The sequence below is a fragment of the Pseudovibrio sp. FO-BEG1 genome (assembly GCF_000236645.1).
In the GTDB taxonomy this organism is placed as follows: domain Bacteria; phylum Pseudomonadota; class Alphaproteobacteria; order Rhizobiales; family Stappiaceae; genus Pseudovibrio.
The window spans coordinates 699,443-721,130 of sequence record NC_016642.1; the positions used below are offsets into that span (position 1 = coordinate 699,443).

The 21,688-nt window shown below is 50.7% G+C and carries 22 protein-coding genes and 3 tRNA genes; 14 read left to right on the plus strand and 11 right to left on the minus strand.

The genetic code is table 11. The annotated features are described in order from the left end of the window. Positions 1–142 precede the first annotated feature (142 nt). Positions 143–778: a (d)CMP kinase gene (gene cmk, locus PSE_RS03260; RefSeq protein ID WP_014283549.1), complete on the minus strand. Its 636-nt coding sequence runs from the start codon at positions 776–778 to the stop codon at positions 143–145. Continuing rightward, entirely contained in the window at positions 775–2,130 is a 1,356-nt protein-coding gene (aroA, locus tag PSE_RS03265; protein WP_041768853.1) for a 3-phosphoshikimate 1-carboxyvinyltransferase, read from the minus strand. The genes cmk and aroA overlap by 4 nt, the downstream gene beginning before the upstream one ends. 205 nt (positions 2,131–2,335) lie before the next feature. On the opposite strand from aroA, the gene PSE_RS03270 reads away from it, so the two are divergent. The 11 genes from PSE_RS03270 to hutX all read left to right on the plus strand — a co-directional run bounded on the left by PSE_RS03270 (position 2,336) and on the right by hutX (position 12,326). Continuing rightward, positions 2,336–2,713, plus strand: coding sequence for a TIGR02300 family protein (locus tag PSE_RS03270; protein ID WP_014283551.1), 378 nt, complete (start codon positions 2,336–2,338; stop codon positions 2,711–2,713). Positions 2,714–2,842: 129 nt separating this feature from the next. Next, positions 2,843–2,918 (plus strand) — tRNA-Ala (locus PSE_RS03275). Positions 2,919–2,984: 66 nt separating this feature from the next. Further along, positions 2,985–3,060 (plus strand) — tRNA-Ala (locus PSE_RS03280). Between the two features lie 165 nt (positions 3,061–3,225). Continuing rightward, a complete protein-coding gene (locus tag PSE_RS03285) occupies positions 3,226–4,641 on the plus strand; it encodes a deoxyribodipyrimidine photo-lyase (protein ID WP_014283552.1) in 1,416 nt (471 codons plus the stop codon). 120 nt (positions 4,642–4,761) lie between these two features. Further along, positions 4,762–5,250 (plus strand): fasciclin domain-containing protein, encoded by a 489-nt coding sequence (locus PSE_RS03290; protein ID WP_041767895.1) that lies wholly within the window; start codon positions 4,762–4,764, stop codon positions 5,248–5,250. A 685-nt stretch (positions 5,251–5,935) separates the two neighbouring features. Beyond that, positions 5,936–7,243 carry an extracellular solute-binding protein gene (locus PSE_RS03295; RefSeq protein ID WP_014283554.1) on the plus strand — a complete coding sequence of 436 codons (1,308 nt, stop codon included), beginning with the start codon at positions 5,936–5,938 and terminating at the stop codon, positions 7,241–7,243. A gap of 178 nt (positions 7,244–7,421) precedes the next feature. Continuing rightward, on the plus strand, positions 7,422–8,303 hold the full coding sequence (locus PSE_RS03300; protein WP_041767896.1) for an ABC transporter permease subunit: 882 nt from the start codon (positions 7,422–7,424) through the stop codon (positions 8,301–8,303). 10 nt (positions 8,304–8,313) lie between these two features. Then, positions 8,314–9,156 carry a sn-glycerol-3-phosphate ABC transporter permease UgpE gene (gene ugpE / locus PSE_RS03305; protein ID WP_008548277.1) on the plus strand — a complete coding sequence of 281 codons (843 nt, stop codon included), beginning with the start codon at positions 8,314–8,316 and terminating at the stop codon, positions 9,154–9,156. Between the two features lie 2 nt (positions 9,157–9,158). Further along, positions 9,159–10,262 (plus strand): sn-glycerol-3-phosphate import ATP-binding protein UgpC, encoded by a 1,104-nt coding sequence (locus PSE_RS03310; RefSeq protein WP_014283556.1) that lies wholly within the window; start codon positions 9,159–9,161, stop codon positions 10,260–10,262. A 199-nt stretch (positions 10,263–10,461) separates the two neighbouring features. Next, positions 10,462–11,811: a heme anaerobic degradation radical SAM methyltransferase ChuW/HutW gene (gene hutW, locus PSE_RS03315; RefSeq protein WP_014283557.1), complete on the plus strand. Its 1,350-nt coding sequence runs from the start codon at positions 10,462–10,464 to the stop codon at positions 11,809–11,811. Between the two features lie 20 nt (positions 11,812–11,831). After that, the gene (hutX, locus tag PSE_RS03320; protein ID WP_014283558.1) at positions 11,832–12,326 is read left to right on the plus strand and encodes a heme utilization cystosolic carrier protein HutX; all 495 of its coding nucleotides are present in this window, start codon (positions 11,832–11,834) and stop codon (positions 12,324–12,326) included. Between the two features lie 91 nt (positions 12,327–12,417). Here the strand turns inward: hutX and PSE_RS03325 are convergent, their stop codons facing one another. Next, positions 12,418–12,984: an MAPEG family protein gene (locus tag PSE_RS03325; protein ID WP_014283559.1), complete on the minus strand. Its 567-nt coding sequence runs from the start codon at positions 12,982–12,984 to the stop codon at positions 12,418–12,420. A gap of 335 nt (positions 12,985–13,319) precedes the next feature. Here PSE_RS03325 and PSE_RS03330 point away from each other — a divergent pair, with 335 nt between their 5' ends. Both PSE_RS03330 and PSE_RS03335 read left to right on the plus strand, forming a co-directional pair. Then, a complete protein-coding gene (locus tag PSE_RS03330; RefSeq protein WP_008548831.1) occupies positions 13,320–13,748 on the plus strand; it encodes an Hsp20 family protein in 429 nt (142 codons plus the stop codon). A gap of 167 nt (positions 13,749–13,915) precedes the next feature. Next, the gene (locus PSE_RS03335; protein ID WP_008548441.1) at positions 13,916–14,176 is read left to right on the plus strand and encodes a DUF1150 domain-containing protein; all 261 of its coding nucleotides are present in this window, start codon (positions 13,916–13,918) and stop codon (positions 14,174–14,176) included. Between the two features lie 170 nt (positions 14,177–14,346). Here the strand turns inward: PSE_RS03335 and ptsN are convergent, their stop codons facing one another. The 8 genes from ptsN to PSE_RS03375 all read right to left on the minus strand — a co-directional run bounded on the left by ptsN (position 14,347) and on the right by PSE_RS03375 (position 20,431). Then, positions 14,347–14,814 carry a PTS IIA-like nitrogen regulatory protein PtsN gene (ptsN, locus tag PSE_RS03340; protein ID WP_008548629.1) on the minus strand — a complete coding sequence of 156 codons (468 nt, stop codon included), beginning with the start codon at positions 14,812–14,814 and terminating at the stop codon, positions 14,347–14,349. A 75-nt stretch (positions 14,815–14,889) separates the two neighbouring features. Further along, positions 14,890–15,480 carry a ribosome hibernation-promoting factor, HPF/YfiA family gene (gene hpf, locus PSE_RS03345; RefSeq protein ID WP_075700877.1) on the minus strand — a complete coding sequence of 197 codons (591 nt, stop codon included), beginning with the start codon at positions 15,478–15,480 and terminating at the stop codon, positions 14,890–14,892. Positions 15,481–15,698: 218 nt separating this feature from the next. Further along, complete coding sequence (gene rpoN, locus PSE_RS03350; protein ID WP_014283562.1) at positions 15,699–17,237, minus strand: RNA polymerase factor sigma-54; 1,539 nt, start codon at positions 17,235–17,237, stop codon at positions 15,699–15,701. A 74-nt stretch (positions 17,238–17,311) separates the two neighbouring features. Next, complete coding sequence (lptB, locus tag PSE_RS03355) at positions 17,312–18,055, minus strand: LPS export ABC transporter ATP-binding protein (protein ID WP_235861774.1); 744 nt, start codon at positions 18,053–18,055, stop codon at positions 17,312–17,314. 70 nt (positions 18,056–18,125) lie between these two features. Further along, the gene (gene lptA, locus PSE_RS03360; RefSeq protein WP_051125869.1) at positions 18,126–18,695 is read right to left on the minus strand and encodes a lipopolysaccharide transport periplasmic protein LptA; all 570 of its coding nucleotides are present in this window, start codon (positions 18,693–18,695) and stop codon (positions 18,126–18,128) included. Next, positions 18,692–19,336, minus strand: coding sequence for an LPS export ABC transporter periplasmic protein LptC (lptC, locus tag PSE_RS03365; protein ID WP_158309175.1), 645 nt, complete (start codon positions 19,334–19,336; stop codon positions 18,692–18,694). The genes lptA and lptC overlap by 4 nt, the downstream gene beginning before the upstream one ends. 272 nt (positions 19,337–19,608) lie before the next feature. After that, entirely contained in the window at positions 19,609–20,229 is a 621-nt protein-coding gene (locus PSE_RS03370; protein WP_008548393.1) for a ribonuclease D, read from the minus strand. A gap of 115 nt (positions 20,230–20,344) precedes the next feature. Then, positions 20,345–20,431: transfer RNA gene (locus tag PSE_RS03375), tRNA-Leu, on the minus strand. A 233-nt stretch (positions 20,432–20,664) separates the two neighbouring features. Here PSE_RS03375 and PSE_RS03380 point away from each other — a divergent pair. Further along, positions 20,665–21,651, plus strand: coding sequence for a complex I NDUFA9 subunit family protein (locus tag PSE_RS03380; protein ID WP_014283565.1), 987 nt, complete (start codon positions 20,665–20,667; stop codon positions 21,649–21,651). The last annotated feature ends 37 nt before the right edge of the window (positions 21,652–21,688 follow it).

The following is a 21,688-nucleotide window of genomic DNA, read 5'->3' on the forward strand; positions in this document are numbered from 1 at the left end:
TAAAGGACAAGAGCTTCCGGTTCTCAACTCGCGTTGAAAAACAACCACTTACAAGTAAGTGGGCCGGCGAAAGCGGTCGCACTTGTCCAAATTCGGTATCATGACAGTCGCTAGAAACGACAAACGCGAACTCCGATGGCTGTTATGAAACAGCCGTTTTCCGGGCGCGTTCGACGATATCCACAGCCGCACGAAATGCGGAGTCTATATCCATTTCTGTCGTATCAAGCAAGTGTGCATTTTTAGCGGGTTTTAATGGGCTGTCTTTGCGGGTGCTGTCACGCTCGTCGCGGCGCTCCAGATCCACTAGGATTTCATTAAAATCAGCTGGAATTCCCTTGCCGTTCAACTCGTCCGTACGGCGCTTTGCTCGCGCTGCCGGAGAGGCTGTTACAAACAGTTTTGCAGTCGCATCCGGGCACACAACAGTGCCGATGTCACGGCCATCCAGAACAGCGCCTGGTTCCTGCTCAGCAAACGCACGCTGAAGGCGCACCAGTTCCTCACGCAGACCAGAAAGAACAGCAATGCGAGACGCCGCTTCTCCAATTTCATGCGCAGAGAGCTGATTGCGGTCCAGATTGCCCAGATCAAGGTTCTGAGCAACGGAGATGGCAACAGCTTCATCACCAAGTGGCAGGCCGCGCGCAAGCAGCGCAGCGGCAACAGCACGATACGTCAAACCGGTATCCAGATGGCGAAGTCCAAAATGCTCAGCGAGCTGGCGTGCGAGTGTTCCCTTGCCAGATGCCGCTGGTCCATCCAGAGCAATAATCATGCAGCTTCCTCATTCTTATTTTCAAGCTTGCCACCCAGCTCGCCAAACATGGAGAGGAAGGTCGGGAAGCTTGTTGCGATTGGTGCTGCATCATCAACTTGAACCGGCTTGTGAGCAGCGAGCCCCAGAATAAGGAAGCTCATTGCGATCCGGTGATCCAGATGTGTAGCAACAGTACCACCGCCAATATTGTTAGCACCACCAGTAACAGTCAGACTGTCCTGTTTTTCAACGCACGGAATACCGTTTGCTTCCAGACCACGTGCAACAGCAGCCAGACGATCTGACTCCTTCACGCGCAGCTCTTCAAGACCGAGCATAACGGTCTCACCTTGAGCAAAGGCAGCGGCAACAGACAGAATTGGATATTCGTCGATCATGGAAGGTGCACGGTCCGCTGGAACCGTAATACCCTTCAGTTTCGAATACTTGGCGCGAATGTCGCCAATCTTCTCTCCACCACTTTCCCGTTCATTCGAGATGGTAATATCAGCGCCCATTTCAAGCAGACTAGTAATAAGTCCAATACGATGCTCGTTCAGAAGCACGCCTTCAACGGTCACATCAGAACCCGGTGTGATCAGTGCTGCAACAATCGGGAAGGCAGCTGAGGATGGATCGCCAGGAACAGTGATGTCCTGCGGCTGCAGCTTTGGCTGACCCTGCAGGGTGATCACGCGCTCACCGCTTTCATTGATCTCAACGTTCAGCTCTGCACCAAAACCAACAAGCATCTTCTCGGTGTGGTCACGAGTTGCCACAGGCTCGATAACGGTTGTTGTACCAGCAGTGTTCAAACCAGCCAGTAGTACTGCAGACTTAACCTGTGCAGAGGCCATTGGCACACGATATGTGATCGGAATAGGAGTGTCGCTGCCGCGGATAGACGCTGGCAGGCGATCGCCATTACGTGCCACAACCTGAACACCCATCTCGCGTAGTGGGTTAAGGACGCGGCCCATTGGGCGCCCTGACAGGGAGGCATCACCAGTCATGGTGACAGCAATAGGATGGCTCGCAAAGATGCCCATTGCCAAACGTACACCAGTACCCGCATTTCCGAAGTCGATTGGAGCTTCCGGCTCCAACAGGCTACCCAGTCCAACGCCATCAACCGTCCACGTGCCATCTTCCTGGCGAACACACTTGGCACCGACTGCATTCATTGCGTTTGCAGTACCAATCACATCTTCTGATTCGAGTAGACCAGAGATGGTGGTTTTGCCGAGTGCCAATGCACCAAACATGAGGGAACGGTGGGAGATAGACTTGTCACCTGGAACTTTGATCTGGCCGTTAAGCGGAGAGCCACTGTGAGCGGTCACAATTTGCGGTGACGAATTATGGGACATGTTCATTTCCGGGGTTGCGAGACTGAAAAAACTAGTTCCTCCTAGCACGGAAGAAAAAGACAGTCACCCTAGGGCGCATTGAACTATTGCGAAATTTCGGCAGTGAATGTACGACTTCGGGTAGATTTCTAAGATTTATCTTTGACATGATGGCCAACCTGAGGCTAAGGGGGCCGTCAACGAGATACAAACAAAGGTGAGAACCGTGGCAAGACCGGAACTCGGAACCAAGCGCCTGTGCGCGGCGTGTGGCGCTAAATACTATGATTTGAACCGTGACCCAATCATCTGCCCTAAGTGTGGCGATATGTTTGATCTGGGCATGACAGCGAAGACTGCAAAAGCTGTAAAAGCTGTTCAGAAAGAAGAAGCTGAGGACGCATTGGTAAAAGACGATGCAGAATTGGTATCTCTGGAAGAAGCTGATGCAGAAGCAGCTGGTGAAGATATTCCTGATCTGGACGAAGATGGCATCAGCGATGACATCGGTGGCGATGACTCCGACGTATTCCTGGATGATGAAGACGACGAAGACTCTTCCGTTCCGGGCATTGTTGTGAGCCGCGACGACGACGAAAGCTAAAATTTCCACAGCCTGTGAAACCGCAGGCTGTTATGAGAGTATTCTCTTGAAATGTGGGGGCGGCCCATCTATGTTCCGCCTCCATCAGCACAAAAACTTCATTGAAGTATCGGTGCTTAGAAGAATAACGGGGCCTTAGCTCAGCTGGGAGAGCGCTTCGCTGGCAGCGAAGAGGTCAGGGGTTCGATCCCCCTAGGCTCCACCAAAACCACTTTTGCAAGAAATGGCTATCTTCTTCCCAAATCAGACATGCCATTTGTCTGATAAAGATGGGGCCTTAGCTCAGCTGGGAGAGCGCTTCGCTGGCAGCGAAGAGGTCAGGGGTTCGATCCCCCTAGGCTCCACCAATTACCCTTTCGCTAGAAATAGCTGACTTCTCCCAAAATTATCGATTTCGGAAGCTTCGCCTCCAGTATCTCATGCTATGAGAGAATTGAAATTCTGCAGCCATTGATACGCAAGGAAATTGCTATACATCTGCCGCAACTGTTTCTTTTGCGCAGAGGTCGTCGATGTCAGCATCCATCGTAATCCATTGGTTCCGTCAGGATCTTCGCCTGAGCGACAATCCTGCGCTCTCTGCGGCTTGCGATGTAGGAGAGGTTATCCCTCTCTATATTCTGAATGATAAAGAGTACGGTGCTCGAAAACTCGGCGGTGCGACCAAAAACTGGCTGCACTATTCTTTAAAAGCTCTCAATGAAAGCTTGAAAGGGCAACTGTTGATAATGCGCGGTGACCCCGCCGTGATTATCAACTCGCTCATTCAGGAGACTGGTGCAGCTGGTGTTTTCTGGAACCGATGCTATGAGCCATGGCGTGTAGAGCATGATGCTCAGCTGAAAACTGACCTTGAAGAAAACGGCATAGCAGCCAAGAGCTTCAATGGCTCACTCCTCTGGGAACCCTGGCAAGTGGGTAAACGGGATGGCAGCCCGTATAAGGTGTTCACTCCCTTCTATCGGAAAGGCTGTCTTCAAGCTCAGGAACCCAGAAAGCCTTTGCCTGTTCCTGATCAATTGCGCATTCATTCTTTTAGTGCAGAAGGGGCTCTCGCAATAGATGAGCTCAACTTGCTTGAGGATCGGCCATGGTCAGCTCAAGTGAGCAGTCACTGGGAGCATGGCGAAAAAGCTGCCCAAAACCGTTTCTATGCATTTTTTGAAGATGGGCTCTCCGATTACAAAGATGGCCGAAACTTCCCAGCTCTGACACATACTTCCCGCCTGTCGCCTCATCTGCACTTTGGTGAGATCTCTCCCAACCAAATCTGGTGGGCATTAGGCTCACATGAAGAAACACGAGATATCGACCATTTCCGCAGTGAACTGGGCTGGCGTGAGTTCTCATATTCTCTGCTATTCAACAACCCGAGTCTTCCAAAGAGTAATCTGAACGAAAAGTTCGACAACTTTCCTTGGCTCTCAGATGATCAGCGCCTTTCTGCATGGCAAAAAGGTCAAACAGGCATTCCGATTGTCGATGCAGGTATGCGAGAACTTTGGCAAACCGGGTACATGCACAATCGCCTGCGCATGATCGTAGGATCGTTCCTCGTCAAAAACTTGCTGCTGGACTGGCGATTGGGAGAGGAGTGGTTTTGGGACTGTCTGGTCGATGCTGATCTCGCCAACAACAGCGCCAGTTGGCAATGGATCGCCGGATGTGGTGCAGATGCAGCTCCTTACTTTCGCATCTTCAATCCAATCCTGCAGGGCGAAAAGTTTGATGCTCATGGCGAATATACACGCCGTTTCTTGCCTGAACTAAAGGATCTGCCGGATAAGTATCTCTTCAGGCCTTGGGAAGCCCCTAAAGACATTCTGCAAGGTGCTGGTGTCACGCTGGGAGAAAACTACCCGCTTCCAATCGTGAATCTCAAGAAATCTCGAGATGAAGCGCTGCGTGCCTTTGAGGAGATAAAATAAAATTCGCACTCAGGTGATCTGCCTTCAGACCTGATCAGTATAAGGCTTTGTGCGCGGCAGTCTGTCGCAGTCAATCCTTATGTAATTCCCTCGTTACATCTCTGGGGAGTGGAGGCTTCTATGCGTTTATCTATGATTTCACTTGTAAGTTCACTCGTTCTTGCTGGCTCAGTAAGTGCAAATGCAGGAACTATTGTAGAAGTAGCTCAAGGGGCAGGGCAGTTTAACACGCTTATCGCTGCCGCTCAGGCTGCGGGCTTGGACGGAGCTCTGGCAAGTGGTGAGAACCTCACCGTGTTCGCTCCTACCGATGAAGCCTTTGCCGAGCTTCCGGACGGAACTGTTGAAACGCTCCTGAAGCCAGAGAACAAAGATCAGCTCGTTGCCGTACTCAGTTATCACGTGCTCCCACGCAAACTGGCATCCACCGATCTGCCGGGCCGCACCATTCACGTGAAGACGATTAAGGGATCAGGAGATAACACGCTCTCCGTTTCGAAAAACACGTCTGGTGTGACTGTAGATAATGCAAACGTCATCAGCGCGGACATTCCAGCTGACAACGGGATCATTCATGTCGTCGATAAAGTGTTGCTGCCCTCAAACTAAACGGGGAGCGACATAAGTCATTATGAGTTTCTGCCAGAGGGCGTGGAGCATCCGTTCTACGCCCTTTGAGCTGTCATAAAACGGAGTCGGGTGACTCTATTTGATTGAAATGAATGCATTTCAGCTGCTCAAGAATGCAAGTTTTTGCATTAGAAGTTGTATTTCGAGAGTTGCACACAGTGCGCCTGTGGATAAGTTTAGGCCTGTTTTGTCTTCGAAAATTTGCGCGCGCAAGCATTAAGACAGCTCATCAGGATAAACGTGCAAGGTGCAAAATTTGAATTTGTTCGCCGTCTAGGTATTTCCCCGATATATCAAGTGATTAGCCGCCAAATCTTTCTGTAATTCTCAATGTTCGTATTATTTCGTATCGAATTTTTCCGAAACAAAACTTCCAATTTTAGACACTTCAACCATGCTGAAAGGTCGAAAATTTGGCATAAAAAACAGTCTGCTTAGGCGGGTTTCGTTTTTCCGAAACATGACAATCTCATGATAATTATGAAAAAAAACGAAGATCCAATTGCAATTCATCGAAACTTCAAGAAACTGTCATCCTAGTGTGAAACACCTAAGTGATATCGCAGATGAGGCGTAGGGGATGGATCGCCAAGGCGATGGATTAGGTGTTCACTCCGCTTCGCATGTTAGATTTTTTCAACTTTCCCACTGGGGGGCAACAAAAATGACTCTTCGTAAAGCAGCTGGTGTAGCAACCTTTGCAGCACTCGCAATGTCTTCAACAGCGTCTTTCGCTGCGACAGAAATCAACTGGTGGCACGCAATGGGCGGCCGTCTGGGTGAAGTTGTCAACGAAATCTCCACCAAATACAATGCATCTCAGGATGTCTGTAACCTGACCCCGGTTTACAAAGGTAACTACGAAGAAACCTTGACCGCAGGTATCGCAGCATTCCGCGCTGGCGAACAGCCAAACATCTTGCAGGTATTTGATGCAGGTTCCGCTACCATCATCGGTGCAAAGGGCGCAGTTGTTCCAGCTGAAGACCTTCTGAAAGATGCAGGTGTTGAGTTCAACATCGAAGACTACATTGCTGGCGTACGCTACTTCTACGCAGATGCAGCTGGCAAAATGATCGGCATGCCGTTCAACTCCTCTACTCCAATCCTCTACTACAACGTAGAAGCACTGGCGAAAGCAGGCGTTGAAGCTCCTAAGACTTGGGAAGAGTTCGAAGCAGTCGCGCCTAAGCTGAAAGCAGCTGGTTATGTTCCTCTGGCACAGTCTCACCTGCCATGGATCTTCACCGAAAACTTCATGTCCCGCCACAACCTGCCATTCGCAACCAACAACAACGGTTACGACGGCGCGAAAGGCACTAAGATCCTCGTAAACAACGATGCGATCAAAATGCACTTCACAAAGGTTAAAGGCTGGCTTGATGCTGAGCTGTTCGGCTACTACGGCACTGGCTGGGGTGACAATCAGAAGGTATTCCAGGACGGTTCCGCTGCAATGTGGCTCGGTTCCTCAGGTTCCTTCGGTGGTCTGATGAAGTCCACAGACTTCAAATTCTCCGCAACCAACCTGCCTTACTGGGCTTCTGTTAATGAAACCGGTACCAACACCTTCATCGGTGGTGCAGCGCTCTTCGCAATGGCTGGCAAGCCAAAAGGCGAAAACGACTGTGTTGCAAACTTCTACTCCTTCCTGACTTCCTCTGAGATGCAGTACTACTGGCACAAAGAAACTGGTTATGTGCCAATCACCAACGCTGCATACGACCTTGCGAAGAAAGATGGCCACTACGACCGTCTTCCAGCAGCTGAAGTTGGAATTAAGCAGCTGACACTGCCAGGTGGCGACAACACCAAAGGTTACCGCATGGGCTTCTATGTTCAGGTGCGTGACGTAATGAACCGTGAATACGGCAAAATCTTCTCCGGTGAGAAGTCTGTAGACGACGCGTTCCAGACCATCGAAGACGAAGCAAACAAGCTTCTGGCTCGTTTTGCTAAGACTGCTAACTAAGACTTAGCACTTAGATTTTCGCTAGGGCCGGAGACGCTATCAAGTGCCTCCGGTCTCAGGTTGTTTTAGAAATAAAATGTTCCCGAACGGCAGATTGTTCGAGCAGCATTTTTAAAACAAGCGGTCAGGCTTGCTAGGCAACCGGCCACCACAACGAAAACAGCGACTAGGCCAGTCCATGAAACGAGTTCAATTCTCACATCCATTGATGCCCTACATGCTGCTGCTCCCGCAGCTGCTGATTGTTGGCGTCTTCTTTCTGTGGCCAGCGGCAGAAGCAATCAGAGCGTCTTTCTACCTTGAAGACCCGTTTGGTTTCGGCTCGACATTTGTTGGCTTGGATAACTTCAAAGATGTTGTCACTGCGAGTGAATACGGCAGAACTGCGTGGTTCACGCTCATCTTCTCCGCTGCAGTTACTTTCTTTTCTCTCAGCATCGCACTTCTGCTGGCAGTAAAAGCCGATAACGTCATCAAAGGTGCCTCCACTTACCGCACTTTGCTGATGTGGGTTTATGCGATCGCCCCTCCCGTCGCAGGCCTCGTAGGCGTTATGCTGTTTGACCAGCACATTGGTCCACTCAACGATCTGGCACATGCCCTTGGCTGGAACATGCAGATCGGTGTGAACTACTTTGATACTGCATTTGCTATGACCGTGATCGCGGTCTGGAAGCAAATCCCAATCAACTTCATCTTCTTCCTTTCTGGTCTCCAGAGTGTTCCGAAATCCGTTCAGGAAGCAGCTGCGGTTGATTGTAGATCTTCATCCCGTCGTTTCTGGACTGTAACGTTCCCACTGCTGGCTCCAACCAGCTTCTTCCTGCTGATCATCAACATCACTTATGCGCTCTTCGATACCTTCGGTATTATCGATCTGGTGCTTAAGGGTGAGCCAGGCAACAACCCTGTAACGCTCGTTTACAAGGTGTTCCTCGATGGCTTCCGCGGAAACGACCTTGGTGGGTCTTCAGCACAGTCTGTGATCCTTATGATCCTCGTGTTCGCTCTTACGGTCTTCCAGTTCCGTATGATTGAACGTCGTGTGCACTACAGTTAAGGAGGGATCAATGAAACGCTCACAGTTTTGGGATCATACGATCCTCGTCCTCGGCGCTCTCTTCATGCTGGTGCCAGTCGTTTACGCTCTCATGACCTCCAGTCATGATGCGGTGTCCATTTACAAGCATGGTCTTCAGTTGACCCCGGGCGGTCACTTCACAGACACCTATAAGCAGGTTCTGACTGAAGCTGGTGGTTTCACCAAGTCCGTGACGGGCCTGACCATGCTGTGGAACTCCTTGATCCTCGGCCTTGGCTTCGCCATTGGTAAGATCGTAATTTCCATGCTGGCAGCTTACGCAATCGTGTACTTCCGCTTCCCGCTTGGAACGTTCTTCTTCTGGATCATTTTCTCCACGCTCCTGCTTCCTCTGGAAGTACGTATTCTGCCATCCTACGAGATCGTGCAGGGACTGGGCATGGCGAACACCTACACCGGTTTGATCGTTCCGCTGATTGCGTCTGCAACAGGCACTTTCTACTTCCGTCAGTTCTTCAAGTCCGTACCGGATGAACTGGTTGAAGCAGCGCGTATCGATGGTGCAGGACCGCTGAAGTTCTTCATCGACATTCTTGTTCCACTCTCCAAAACCATGATTGCTGCAATCTTCATCATCATGTTTGTTTTCGGTTGGAACCAATACCTCTGGCCAACACTCATCACCACAGATGAAAGCCTCTTCACGCTGGTGCGTGGTATGAAGCAGATTCTTCAGGTGTGGATTGGTGCTCAGATCCCGGATACGAACCAGGCAATGGCGCTTGCGGTTCTCGCAATGCTCCCACCGGTTCTCATCGTGGTGATCTTCCAGTCTTGGTTTGTAAAAGGGCTCGTGGAAAGCGAGAAATAAAAATGGCAGGCATTAAACTTAACACCCTTCGCAAGATCTACGCGGGCAACGTAGAAGCGGTTAAAGGCATCTCCATCGACATTCAGGATGGTGAGTTCATTGTTCTCGTCGGCCCTTCCGGTTGCGGTAAGTCTACTCTGCTGCGCATGGTGGCTGGTCTCGAAACCATCACCGACGGTGAGCTGTTCATCGGCGACCGCCTTGTAAACAACGTAGAGCCAGCAGACCGTGACATCGCAATGGTGTTCCAGAACTACGCGCTCTACCCGCACATGAGTGTTTACAACAACCTCGCGTACGGCTTGAAGAACCGCAACATCCCTAAGGATGAGATTGAAAAGCGCGTTCGCAAAGCTGCTGAGATCCTTGAGATCGGCGACTTCCTCGACCGTAAGCCACGTCAGCTGTCCGGTGGTCAGCGTCAGCGTGTTGCAATGGGTCGTGCGATCGTTCGCGAACCTGCTGCGTTCCTGTTCGATGAGCCTCTGTCCAACCTCGATGCAAAACTGCGTGTGCAGATGCGCATGGAGATCAAGAAGCTTCAGAAAGAACTGGGCACCACCAGCCTTTATGTGACCCACGATCAGCTGGAAGCGATGACACTGGCAGACCGCCTGGTCGTTCTCAGCGGTGGTGAAGTAGAGCAGATCGGTTCTCCGATTGACGTCTACGAGAAGCCAGCATCCACCTTCGTTGCAACCTTCATCGGTTCTCCTGCAATGAACCTGCTGCCACTGACCAAACAGGGCAGCGACTGGAAACTCGACAACGGTGCAACTGTTGACGTGAAGCTGAACACCGATCTGTCTGATCTGATCCTCGGCGTGCGTCCGGAAGATCTGGTGATCGAAGAGCTCAGCGAGAAGTTCGACACCGGCCTTCACACAGCTCTGACCGTAAATGTCGTGGAGCCTGTAGGTGCTGAGAGTTATGTTCACGGCACCATTGGTGAAGGCAGCGTAGACGTTGTTGTACGCGCGCCTGGCAAGCTGCACTTCGAACCAGGCCAGATCCTGAAAGTGACTGCAAAGCCTGAGAAACTGCATACGTTTGACACCAAAACCGGCAAACGTATTGAAGTGCAGGGTGCACTTGAAGCAGCTTAAAGCCTGCTCTGACAAAGCTTTAGAAGGCCCGGCATTGCCGGGCCTTTTTTGTTGGAACTGTGCACGGATGCAGTCCAAAAGCTGTGCCATTTTATCGCAGCTACGCAATCAACCCTTCCCAAGATTTAAACTTGATGTAAATACTCATATTTAGCCAGCGCACAGCAAGCCAACCACGAATTCAAAACTAGGTTGACCGATGCAAGCAGCAGCGCTGGAGCAATTCTTCGCTCAGGAAACAGATGATCCCCTCCGTTACGCTTTTCAGCGACGGGGCGCACATATGCCCGGATCAGCTGGAGAAGCTGTCGCTGAAGATGCTCAACAGCAGGTCTGGCAAGAAATCCAGCGATCCGATCGTTCAGGTATGGCGGTCATGTACTTGCATGTTCCATTCTGCGCCAATCATTGCCTGTTCTGCGGTTTCTATCGCAACAAGTGGCAAGAAGAGCATTCCGCTCCTTATGCGGATGCACTGATCAAAGAGTTGGAGCTGGAAGCATCTTCCCCTGCTTCCCAAAGTGCACCAATCAACGCAGTTTATTTCGGCGGCGGCACTCCAACAGCGCTTCACGCAAACGACCTTGCCCGCGTCATCCGTCGCATCCGTGAGCTATATCCGCTCTCAGCTGATTGCGAGATCACTGTCGAAGGCCGCATCTTCCATTTCGATGATGAAAAGATTGATGCCTGTCTGGATGTCGGTGCGAACCGCTTATCAACCGGAGTCCAGTCCTTCAACACCAAAGTCCGCAAACGGCAGGGGCGCAAAGCAACCGGTGAAGAAGCCGTTCGCTTCTTTGAAGGGCTTCGAGATAGAAACCGCGCTGCTATTGTCTGTGATCTGATATTGGGCTTGCCATATCAAAGCGAAGACGTCTGGCGGCAAGATCTCAAAACCGTGGTGGATCTGGAGCTCGATGGCGTCGATCTTTACACGCTCGCCGTGTTTCCCGGCAGTCTCCTCTCAAAAGCTATCGCAAAAGGCTCCTGCGACCCCGCAGCGCCGCTTCCGCAACAAGGAGGCATGTATGGCGAGGGATTGGAATACATGCGTCAGTACGGCTGGAAACAGATCTCTTCCAGTCACTGGGGCCGACAAACCCGTGAGCGTAATCTTTACAACACGCTGATTAAGTCCGGCGCAGACTGTCTGGCCTTTGGGTCTGGGGCAGGCGGAAACATCAATGGTTATTCCTACGGCATCCATGGAGGAATCGTGGACTACATGAGATGCCTAGAGGATGGGGAGAAGCCTCTGTCGCGGTTACACAGAACCGACCCATTGTCTTCTCCCCTCAATTTTCTGGCAGCCGGCATTGAGGAGATGCGCCTCGACCTCGCGCGTCTGGAGCGTGCTGATCCCCAAGCAAACGGATTCCGCAGCTCAATCGACCCACTTTTAAGCAACTGGCGCAGAACGGGCCTGATTGCGGGTGAAGAGATCATCTCGCTCACTATGGCAGGCCGTTTCTGGCACCAGACCCTGCTCACTTATCTCAAGGCTGCCTTTAAGCTGCATTCCGCCAGCTTGCAGCCAGTATCCTGAAACCATCAAGAAGAGACAGCATGACCGCACAAATTACAGAGCTGAAAGAGAAACTTGCAGAAAACCCAGCAGGCATTCTGGAGAGCATTGCCAAGGAGCATGGTCTCTCAATGGCTGATACAATCCGTTGCCTGCCTGAAGAAATGTGGCGTGAGCATTCTGGTGAGCGTTTTGATGAGGTGATCAAAGCGATCCCGGCATGGGGCAACGTCACCAGCATCGCAAACACTGGCGACATGATCTTCGAAGTGAAAGGGCCATTCCCGGAAGGTTCTTACGCGCGTGGTTTCTATAACCTAAAGCAGACAGAGGGTGGTTTCTCTGGTCACATCAAAGCGGATGCGTGCCATTCCATCCTGTTCCTGAAGCGTCCATTCTTCTCCAAGCTGGCAGTTTCCATCAACTTCCTGAATGCGGATGGCGATTGCTACCTGAAGATCTTCCTTGGCCGTGATGAGGAAGGGCAGATCAAAGAGGATCAGCTTGAAAAATTTGATGAGCTCGCGAGCTGGTGAACCTGCGAGACATCCAAGTCATAGGTCCACGACTTCTCTCACTGTGAGCCTATGAAAAGCAGAAGCCGGGGCATCGCTCCGGCTTTTCTGATTACACAAACATCGCGACCACCAGATAGCTCGCCATTCCATACAAGCACAGCAAACTCAGGCTCATGAACAGGCCCCGCAATCCGGTTTGTGCAGAAAGGTAGCTGTAGGTGTAGCCAAGGCGTGAAACTGCAAAGCCAACAATCCAGGCCTGTGCCATCAGCGCGGCTGGTGAAACCACTGCAATAACAGCAGCCAGAAGCATAAAGTAGATGGAGTTCTCGGTCGTGTTCCGATGTGCATTGTGCCGCCGCTCCAACGCATCACGAGCTTCCTGAGCAATAGATTGAGGACGCCCACCTTTCTCATCCCACTCTTCAGGTGTCGCTGCCAGATCATGCTTGGCCCGCGTAAGTTCGGTCACAGTCATCAGCCAACTGTGATTTCCGAGAAGCAACACCGCAGCAATGATCAATGCATCAACGACTTCAGGAGAGGGTAGCGCAATGACAAGTGGCTCAACACCAAAGACGAGTAGATTGATGAGCAAACTGAAACAGACCAACGCAAAGGGGTAGGCTTTCACCATCAACGTTGCCCACGAGTTATTCACCTCAGCAATGTCCATAGTATCGCTCCCCCTAGCGCATTCCCTGAAAGTTACCCGAGGGCAAACGCTACGATTTTTGAGGGAAACCGTAAACCTGTCATTCCCATCACGTGGTGATAGGTTGGACTGCAATGGCGGACTGTTGAAAATTCTGCGGGTTTACCACCCCTGCTTGTTTTGAGATCTGCAAAACTTGTCAGTACCCGAGAGAATTAATTGAGTATCATTAAGTTAACTTGAAACCTTCGCCGCTAACCGCCATATTCCAGAGGAAAGACCGAGGGCGAGATGCCCTCCCACCGGATGCCTATTGAGGGTCTGGAGCTGGGTCGCTTTGAAGAAGGACTTGGATTATGACGCGAGTATCTGCGTTTTCGAGCCCATTTATGTTGGGTTTCGATGATATCGAGCGTGTATTGGATAGGGTGAGCAAAGCAGCCAACGACGGCTACCCGCCCTACAATATCGAACGCTTAGCTGCCACCGACGAAAAAGGTGAAGTCATCCGCATTACGCTCGCCGTAGCGGGTTTCACACGTGATCAACTGGATGTTTCTGTTGAGGAAAGCCAGCTGGTAATTCGTGGCCGCCAACAAGAAGACAAAACTCGCCAATACCTTCACAGGGGTATAGCTGCACGTCAGTTCCAACGCGCTTTTGTTTTGGCTGAGGGCATTGAGATTTTGGGGGCAGACCTGCGTGATGGTCTGTTGTCTATTGATCTTGCTCGTCCAGAGCCAGAGCGCATCGTTCGCCGAATTGAAATCTCGGCGGGGGACTGAGGTAAAGGAACATTCCAACCTTCGCGCTGATCTGAATATTGAAGCGTATCGCTGAAATCTGACCTCTCAGCTTTCAGGTAAAGATGCGTGATAAAATAAAGACTTAGAGCCTGATACGTGATTGTAAAAGATCGTGGCATGCTCTGATAACTTCCAAGGAGAAGGCGATGACACGCGCCCCTTCTGTGCTGGCCGACGACCCGTACGAAAATTTTGAAGAGCTTGGAGCTGGCGAAGTCGCTTATGTAAGGCGCGTTTCTCCAAACGATCTTAAGAAGATGTTCCCGGATGCTGAGCTGCAGGATGCTGATTTGCCAGCATGGGCACTGCTCGCTGCAGATGGAACACCGCTGGTTCTGACAGATACCCGCAACGCTGCAATTGCAAACGCGATTGAGAACGATCTGGAAGCTCTTAGCGTCCACTAACCTTGTTTCTGCACTCACCGCAGGGTGAGATCAAAAGAAGAGACATACGCGCAGAAGCTGCTGCTGCAGCGCATAGAAACACTCTTCAAAACCAGTCAATTAGGCAAAGAAAAAGCCTGGATTGGAATGCGTCCGATCCAGGCTTTTCTGTTTTTAAGAGCCAACCGGCCTCAAGCTGCGCTTGGCGAAGCCTGTGGGTGGGTCAGAATAGAGTAAATTGCAGCAGCATCTGTTGTCGCGCGCAGCTTGCTCGCAACATCAGCATCTCTCAGAAGTCGCGCAACACGTGCCAGAGCTTTCAGATGGTCTGCTCCAGCGCCTTCCGGTGCCAGCAATACAAAGATCAGATCAACAGGCTGGTCATCCAAGCTGTCGAACTCGATCGGTTTGTCCAGTCGCGCAAACAAACCGTGCAACCCGTCCAGGTTCACGATTTTTCCATGCGGAATTGCAATGCCGTTTCCGACACCTGTAGAGCCGAGACGTTCGCGTTGCAGCAGCGTATCAAAGATATCGCGCTCAGTTTCTCCGCAAATCTCAGAGGCCCGTTCTGCAAGTTCCTGCAGGGCTTGTTTCTTGCTGTTTGCCTTGAGATTGGCAATGACAGCTTCAGGACGAAGAAGTTCGTTCAGATCCATTCCTTGATCCGTGTTCATGCAAAATACAAAGCCGGTTAACACCGGCTTTGTACAGGGTCACGATGACCATGATTATTAGTTAGGGGCAGCCCCGTTGGTAAGATTTGGATCAATCCAGCCAACGTTTCCATCGTGACGACGGAATACGACATTTACCTCACCATTACCAGCGTTGCGGAACACTACAACGGGAGCTTCACTTAAATCTAGCTCCATAACTGCCATACCAACAGTCAGTGTTTTCACCTTCGCTTCGGTTTCTGCAACCACAAGTGGGCTGTAGTCGGCGGGTACCTCTTCTTCCTGCTCAGGATCAGCAAGAACATACGATGTTGCACCGTACGTTTCCCACTCTGCAGGGAGACCATTTGTGTGGTGGTCGTTTAACTTTCTGTTATAGCGCCTTAGCCTTTTCTCAATGCGTTCGGCTGCTTTGTCGAAACTTTGGCGTGGATCCTGGCTATCACCCGAAACCTGAAGCACCACACCTGTACTGAGGTGGACTGTGCATTCGGAACGGAAGCCAGAGCCTTCGCGCGCGATTGTCACATGACCCGTATATGCGCCTGGGAAATATTTATCCAGTGCATCGGAAATCCGGTCTTCAACGTGAGTTCTGGTTGCATCACCAATGTCCACGTTCCTCCCCGAAATTCTAATTGTCATGGGAACCTCTTATGTTGTGTCGACTTAATCGCTGACAGGTTCTTCAGCTAAAGAGCAAAGAACCCTTCAACACATGTAGTTTGGACCAGCTAAGTTTAAAGTGCTACTGTTTTCGAGTTCTTAGAAAAATCTATGAGAACAGAAAAACATCCTATAGAGGTTATTAACCGATACGGACCCTATTATCTCTCTTTGAAACTATGAGAAATATCAGTGGTTTAGGTGAGGCTTTTCTTTTCTCTGCGTCGCTGCACGGAGCTGGGAATCCTTAATGCTTCCCGATACTTAGCTACAGTTCGTCGCGCTATATCCACACCGTCATCTTTCAGAATTTTCACAAGAGCGTCATCTGAGAGAATCTTCTTAGGATCTTCGGCATCAATCAGCTGCTTTATCCGGTAGCGTACTGATTCCGCTGAGTGCGATTCACCACCTTCAGAAGACGCAATTGCGGCAGAAAAGAAGTACTTAAGCTCAAAAATTCCGCGCGGTGTGGCGATGTATTTATTGGAGGTCACACGGCTCACAGTGGATTCATGCATACCAATGGCGTCTGCGACCACACGCAGATTCATCGGACGCAGATGTTGTACACCATAAGTGAGAAAACCATCCTGCTGCCGCACAATTTCAGAAGAGACCTTCAGGATTGTCCGTGCGCGCTGATCCAGGCTCTTCACAAGCCAGTTCGCGGTCTGCAGGCTATCCGTGAAGTATGCCAGCTCCTTATCCTTCTTGGAGCTCTGGGAGATCTCGGAGTAATAGCTCTGGTTTACCAGAACCTTCGGCAAGCTCTCGGTGTTAAGTTCAACAGTCCAGCCGCCATCAGAAGCTGGGCGAACAAACGCATCAGGAACAATTGGCTGTGCAACTTCAGTGTTGAACGCTGCACCGGGTTTGGGATTGAGCTCTTTAATCTCAAGGATCATGTCCTTGAGATCCTCATCATCTACCCTACAAAGCCGCTTCAGCTTTGTCAGATCATGTAGTGCCAGCAACTCGATGTTCTCGACCAGAGCCTGCATGGCAGGATCATACCGGTCTTTTTCTTTGAGCTGCAGTTTCAGACACTCAGAAAGGTCGCGTGCAAATACCCCAACAGGATCAAGACCTTGCAATGCGAGAATAACCCGTTCCAGATCTTGCTCAGTCACACCCAGGCGCGCAGACATTTCTTCTGCATCAATGCGCAGATATCCGCTCTCATCGAGGCAATCGATAAGCTGTTGCGCGATCAAAATGTCAGTAGGGCTGGAAATAGCAAAACCCAGTTGCTCTTGCAGATGCTCGCTGAGTGAAACTTCTGCTGCAACAAAGGCTTCCAGATTGTAGTCAGAAGCGCCTGAAGACGCATTGTGGCTAGGCGCTTGCCAGTTGTCGGCCTTCTGCTGAACAGGGTCAACGGACTGGCTCTCGCCATTGTCATCAGGAAAGACATTGGAGAGCTCAGAGTCCAGATTGCTTGAAATGGCTTCAGGTGTTGTCTCAAGCTCATTGTTGAGCCAATCACCTTCCTGCATCTCAGCAGAACCACTCTCGTTATCAGAGGAGTTGTCAGGAGTGGAGGCTTCAGCGGTTGGGCCAGCTCCATCCGGGCTGTCATCCCGTTCCAAAAACGGGTTACTTTCCAACTCACTATTGATATGTGCAATGAGGTCCACATTCGACAGCTGCAACAGCTTGATCGCCTGCATCAGTTGCGGCGTCATGACAAGCTGTTGGCTTTGTCTGAATTCTAATTTTGGACCGATTGCCATAGAGTTATTTCATCCTCCAAGTGCCGCAAGCTAACTTGCAACACTCTTCTACGCAATTCGGCATAGGTTGGAAATCAAAGAGTGAACTGTTCCCCGAGATACAAACGCCTTACATCCGGATCTGCAACGATCTGATGCGGTTTGCCTTCCGTCAGAACTTCACCCGCCGCGATAATGTACGCGCGGTCAATCAGGCCTAGTGTTTCGCGCACGTTATGGTCCGTGATGAGGACACCAATGCCACGCTGTGTCAGGTGACGCACAAGCTGCTGAATGTCACCCACAGCAATCGGGTCAATACCCGCAAATGGTTCATCGAGCAGCATAAAGGAAGGACGAGACGCAAGCGCACGCGCAATCTCCACGCGGCGACGTTCACCACCACTGAGCGCGATACTTGGTGATTTGCGCAGGTGCGTAACACCAAACTCTGTCAGCAGAGAATCCAGATCCTCTTCACGACGCTTCTTGTTTGGCTCCACCACCTCCAGCACGGCACGAATGTTGTCTTCAACAGACAGGCCGCGGAAAATGGAAGCTTCCTGAGGAAGATAGCCAACGCCCAAACGTGCACGGCGATACATTGGCAGCTGTGTCATATCGAAGTTATCGAGACGAATAGCGCCATGATCCGGACGGATGAGGCCCGTGATCATGTAAAAGCAGGTGGTCTTACCAGCACCGTTTGGTCCCAGCAGTCCAACAGCTTCGCCGCGACGCACATTCAGGCTGACGTGTTTTACAACCTGACGACGTCCATAACTTTTGCCGATGCCATCAACTTCCAGCACCGCTTCGGAAGGATCAGCATACTTGATGCCTTCTGGTTGATGCGTTGGGATCTGAGGATCAATTGGGTGTGCACTCAAGGGCGTGGCCTATTTTGCTTTAGTTCTTATTTTCAAGGCTGTTTGGCTGCAAAAGCATCCGCACACGACCAGTGTTGCCGCCGGTTCCACTGGAATCCAGATTTGCTTTGCCGGTTTCCAAGTTGATCACAAGGCGCTTACCTACAATCACGTTTGGTCCCTGGCTCAGGGTCACGCGTTTACCGGTCATCACAACGACCTGCTTTTCCATGTCAAAGCTGGCATCATCGCCAGTGGCAACCTGATCCTTGGAGGAAACAAGCACATCGCCTTTAGCTTCAAGGCGGGAGATCGACTGCTGAACAGGCTGTCCGTCTGCGTTGCCATTAGCCATGGAGCCGCTGTAAAACACGATCAAACGCTGAGCTTCCAACTTCGCTTCACCCTGGGTGACGACAACATTGCCGCTGAAAATAGCGCTTTTGTCTTTGTCACGAACCTGAAGGTTAGTAGCTTCAATCTCGATAGGTTCTTTATTATCAGAACCGAAACCTGCAAATGAATCGGAGAACGTTTGCGCATGGGCCATACCAGCCAGCCCGAGTGCCATAATACAAGATAGAGAGAATATCCTCATCCGGTTAATCATTGACCGTTCTCCAGTGCCCAGGGCAGAAGCTTCATCTTTACGCCCCGGCGAAAATTCAAAACATTGTTTTTCTGATCAAATTCCATAGATCCAGCATCGATATAGCCACCTTCAGATGTGACATCAACTGTATCGTTGGTCTGGATTGTACCTGTCTTCATATCGATATCGAGATACTCAAATTCTGCGGAATAACCTTTGCTGTATGCGACCGTGATCCCGTTGGTCAAATTCAGGGTTTCCATTTCTGTATCGAACGTCCCGTTTCGGGAGGTGATACTAACAGTTTCCCCGGGAGCTATTGTGATTTCGGCCACAATATTCTCCAAATCAATCACTTGCGGGTTCGTAATGCGCTGAATAGCCCGGTCTGCCTGAACGTTGTATGAACGATCACCATCGTTACCCGACAGGTGCGGGTTGGACATCACAAGTCCTTCGGTGGTCAGGCTGATATCCCCGATGCTCAGGCCGGCAAGAATATTCTGGAAAACAACCATGGCAATCACGCCGGCGGCGATCAGCAGTCCGCCGGCTGGAAGTGCAAACCGTAGCAAACGAACAAGAATGGAATGTCGACGCGCAGCTTTACGCGCTTTCTCCAGCCGTGTTTGCGCTTCACTCGCAAACTCTTTTGGCATGTTCTCCATTGTTGTCATTCGTAGTCCTGGAACATTCTGGAAGCGATACACATGGGGGATCGCAATCCGGTTGCCATTTTCCGGTCTGTCTCACAGTGAGTAACCAGTATCTTAAAGGCACAAACCGCTTCCGTTGATACGCAAATTTTCAGGTAAAACCTGAAAAGGAAGCGGTAAGCACACACTAGCTGCCTAAATGGGGGTGCTTCAACAAATTACAAATGTTGAAGCACAATAAACCGCAAATACTGGTAGAAAACTCGAGTTTTCGCTTAAGAATGTGCGAAAATGTCAGTTTCAGGCCATCCTGCAAGGTCAAGCTGCGCACGTGTAGGCAGAAAATCGAAGCACTTCTGCGCAATCTCGGTACGCTCTTCGCGCTCAAGCATAAATTCAAGACGCTCTTTAAGCTTATGAAGATGAAGAACATCTGATGCAGCGTAGGCAAGCTGTGCATCTGTCAGTTTTTCAGCTGCCCAATCAGAGCTTTGCTGCTGTTTGGAAAGGTCAACACCAATCAACTCGCGGCAAATATCTTTAAGTCCGTGACGATCCGTATAGGTGCGCACAAGCTTGGACGCAATTTTAGTGCACCAGACCGGCGAAACGGAGATGTCCAGATACTCTTTCAATATGGCAACATCAAAGCGGGCAAAGTGAAAAATCTTTGGCTTGCTTGCGTCTTCAAACAGCGCTTGCAGGTTAGGTGCAGCCAGCTGGCCGCGCTCAATCTGCACAACATCAGCAGAACCATCACCGGAAGAAAGCTGTACAACGCACAACCGATCACGGTGTGGGTTCAGACCTAAAGTTTCAGTGTCCACCGCAACTGCATCAGCAGAAGAGTAGTTGGAAAGGTCCGGAAGATCGTTTTTGTGATATCTGATTGTCATTGTTGCTCTCGAAGAAGTATACGCGCGGTTTGGTATATGAGACGTGTTTTGTCGCGTCTACACCAACCGGTCAAGTTACTCTGCAATTTTTAGGGAGAGCTTTGTGAAGAAAAGATGGTGCCCAGAAGAGGACTCGAACCTCCACGCCCATGCGGGCACTAGCACCTGAAGCTAGCGCGTCTACCAATTCCGCCATCTGGGCACATATTCATCTTTTTCTTTCAGAGGGTTGCTGCTTGGCAGCGCTGCTCTGTGAGGAGGGGTTCTAGTGATCTGGACGGGGATTGTCAATCACACATTTGCAAAGAGTTTTAATTTCTCCACAGAGCGCCTTCACAACCCCAAACCTTGGGCGTATTAACGTCCCATGAATTATAGCTTTTTTGAGGGTTATGCGCACTAATACGCGTACCTGCAAAAATTTGGCAAAGGTGGATGAAAATGGCGCAAGCGCTTAACGGGAAACTTATAACCGTTTTCGGCGGGTCAGGATTTATTGGTCGTCACGTCATCAGGATCTTAGCAGAACGTGGATACAGCATCCGCGCTGCTGTACGTCGTCCTGAACTCGCGGAGCATTTGCAGCCGCTGGGGGCTGTCGGCCAGATCATGCCCGTGGCAGCAAGCGTGCGAAACAAAAAATCTGTAGAGCGCGCCGTAGAAGGCGCATGTGCAGTCATCAACCTTGTGGGTATCCTTTACGAAACGGGCACTCAGAAGTTTGACAGTGTGCAGGCAAAAGGTCCCGGTGTTGTTGCTGAAGTCTGCAAAGAAAAGGGCATCGACACATTTGTGCATGTTTCTGCAATTGGTGCAGATGCAAACAGCCCGGCTGTTTATGCGAAAACCAAAGCTGCTGGTGAAAAAGCTGTTTTGGACGCGATGCCAAACGCAGTGATCTTCCGCCCATCCATCGTATTCGGTCCTGAAGATGATTTCTTCAACCGCTTCGGAAGCATGGCTCAGCTCTTCCCGGCTCTGCCACTCATCGGTGGTGGTCACACCAAGTTCCAGCCTGTTTATGTCGGTGATGTTGCGCTTGCTATTGCAAACGCTGCTGAAAACAAAGTTGAAACCGGCAAAATCTACGAGCTCGGCGGACCTCAGGTTGCGACCTTCAAAGAATGTTTGCAGCTGATGATGAATGTCATTCTCCGCAGGCGCATGCTGGTCTCCCTGCCATTCTTGATGGCTCGTATTCAGGCTAAGTTCCTGCAGATGCTGCCAAAGCCAATGCTGACTGTTGACCAGGTCAACCTGCTCAAGAGCGACAACGTCGTGAGCAAGGAAGCTCAGGCTGAAAAGCGGACATTCGAAGGTCTGGGCATCGAGCCGCATTCAATGGAAGCGATCCTGCCGACCTATCTCGATAAGTTCCGCCCGCGTGGACAGTACGATTCTCAAAAGTCAGCGAAGTCATAACCTCTTCGCGTTTTTGAGAGACAAAGCCCCGCTTCTG

What these genes read in the sequence shown, in the direction of transcription:
- PSE_RS03300 (WP_041767896.1), top strand. Translation starts at nt 7,422, where the DNA reads ATGAAACGAGTTCAATTCTCACATCCATTGATGCCCTACATGCTGCTG.
- PSE_RS03370 (WP_008548393.1), bottom strand. Translation starts at nt 20,229, where the DNA reads ATGACAATCAGATATCACAAAAACGATCTTCCGGACCTTTCCAACTAC.
- hutW (WP_014283557.1), top strand. Translation starts at nt 10,462, where the DNA reads ATGCAAGCAGCAGCGCTGGAGCAATTCTTCGCTCAGGAAACAGATGAT.
- PSE_RS03290 (WP_041767895.1), top strand. Translation starts at nt 4,762, where the DNA reads ATGCGTTTATCTATGATTTCACTTGTAAGTTCACTCGTTCTTGCTGGC.
- PSE_RS03295 (WP_014283554.1), top strand. Translation starts at nt 5,936, where the DNA reads ATGACTCTTCGTAAAGCAGCTGGTGTAGCAACCTTTGCAGCACTCGCA.
- PSE_RS03285 (WP_014283552.1), top strand. Translation starts at nt 3,226, where the DNA reads ATGTCAGCATCCATCGTAATCCATTGGTTCCGTCAGGATCTTCGCCTG.
- PSE_RS03335 (WP_008548441.1), top strand. Translation starts at nt 13,916, where the DNA reads ATGACACGCGCCCCTTCTGTGCTGGCCGACGACCCGTACGAAAATTTT.
- lptA (WP_051125869.1), bottom strand. Translation starts at nt 18,695, where the DNA reads ATGATTAACCGGATGAGGATATTCTCTCTATCTTGTATTATGGCACTC.
- rpoN (WP_014283562.1), bottom strand. Translation starts at nt 17,237, where the DNA reads ATGGCAATCGGTCCAAAATTAGAATTCAGACAAAGCCAACAGCTTGTC.
- ptsN (WP_008548629.1), bottom strand. Translation starts at nt 14,814, where the DNA reads ATGGATCTGAACGAACTTCTTCGTCCTGAAGCTGTCATTGCCAATCTC.
- PSE_RS03310 (WP_014283556.1), top strand. Translation starts at nt 9,159, where the DNA reads ATGGCAGGCATTAAACTTAACACCCTTCGCAAGATCTACGCGGGCAAC.
- lptC (WP_158309175.1), bottom strand. Translation starts at nt 19,336, where the DNA reads ATGCCAAAAGAGTTTGCGAGTGAAGCGCAAACACGGCTGGAGAAAGCG.
- cmk (WP_014283549.1), bottom strand. Translation starts at nt 778, where the DNA reads ATGATTATTGCTCTGGATGGACCAGCGGCATCTGGCAAGGGAACACTC.
- hutX (WP_014283558.1), top strand. Translation starts at nt 11,832, where the DNA reads ATGACCGCACAAATTACAGAGCTGAAAGAGAAACTTGCAGAAAACCCA.
- PSE_RS03325 (WP_014283559.1), bottom strand. Translation starts at nt 12,984, where the DNA reads ATGGACATTGCTGAGGTGAATAACTCGTGGGCAACGTTGATGGTGAAA.
- ugpE (WP_008548277.1), top strand. Translation starts at nt 8,314, where the DNA reads ATGAAACGCTCACAGTTTTGGGATCATACGATCCTCGTCCTCGGCGCT.
- PSE_RS03330 (WP_008548831.1), top strand. Translation starts at nt 13,320, where the DNA reads ATGACGCGAGTATCTGCGTTTTCGAGCCCATTTATGTTGGGTTTCGAT.
- PSE_RS03380 (WP_014283565.1), top strand. Translation starts at nt 20,665, where the DNA reads ATGAAAATGGCGCAAGCGCTTAACGGGAAACTTATAACCGTTTTCGGC.
- hpf (WP_075700877.1), bottom strand. Translation starts at nt 15,480, where the DNA reads ATGACAATTAGAATTTCGGGGAGGAACGTGGACATTGGTGATGCAACC.
- aroA (WP_041768853.1), bottom strand. Translation starts at nt 2,130, where the DNA reads ATGTCCCATAATTCGTCACCGCAAATTGTGACCGCTCACAGTGGCTCT.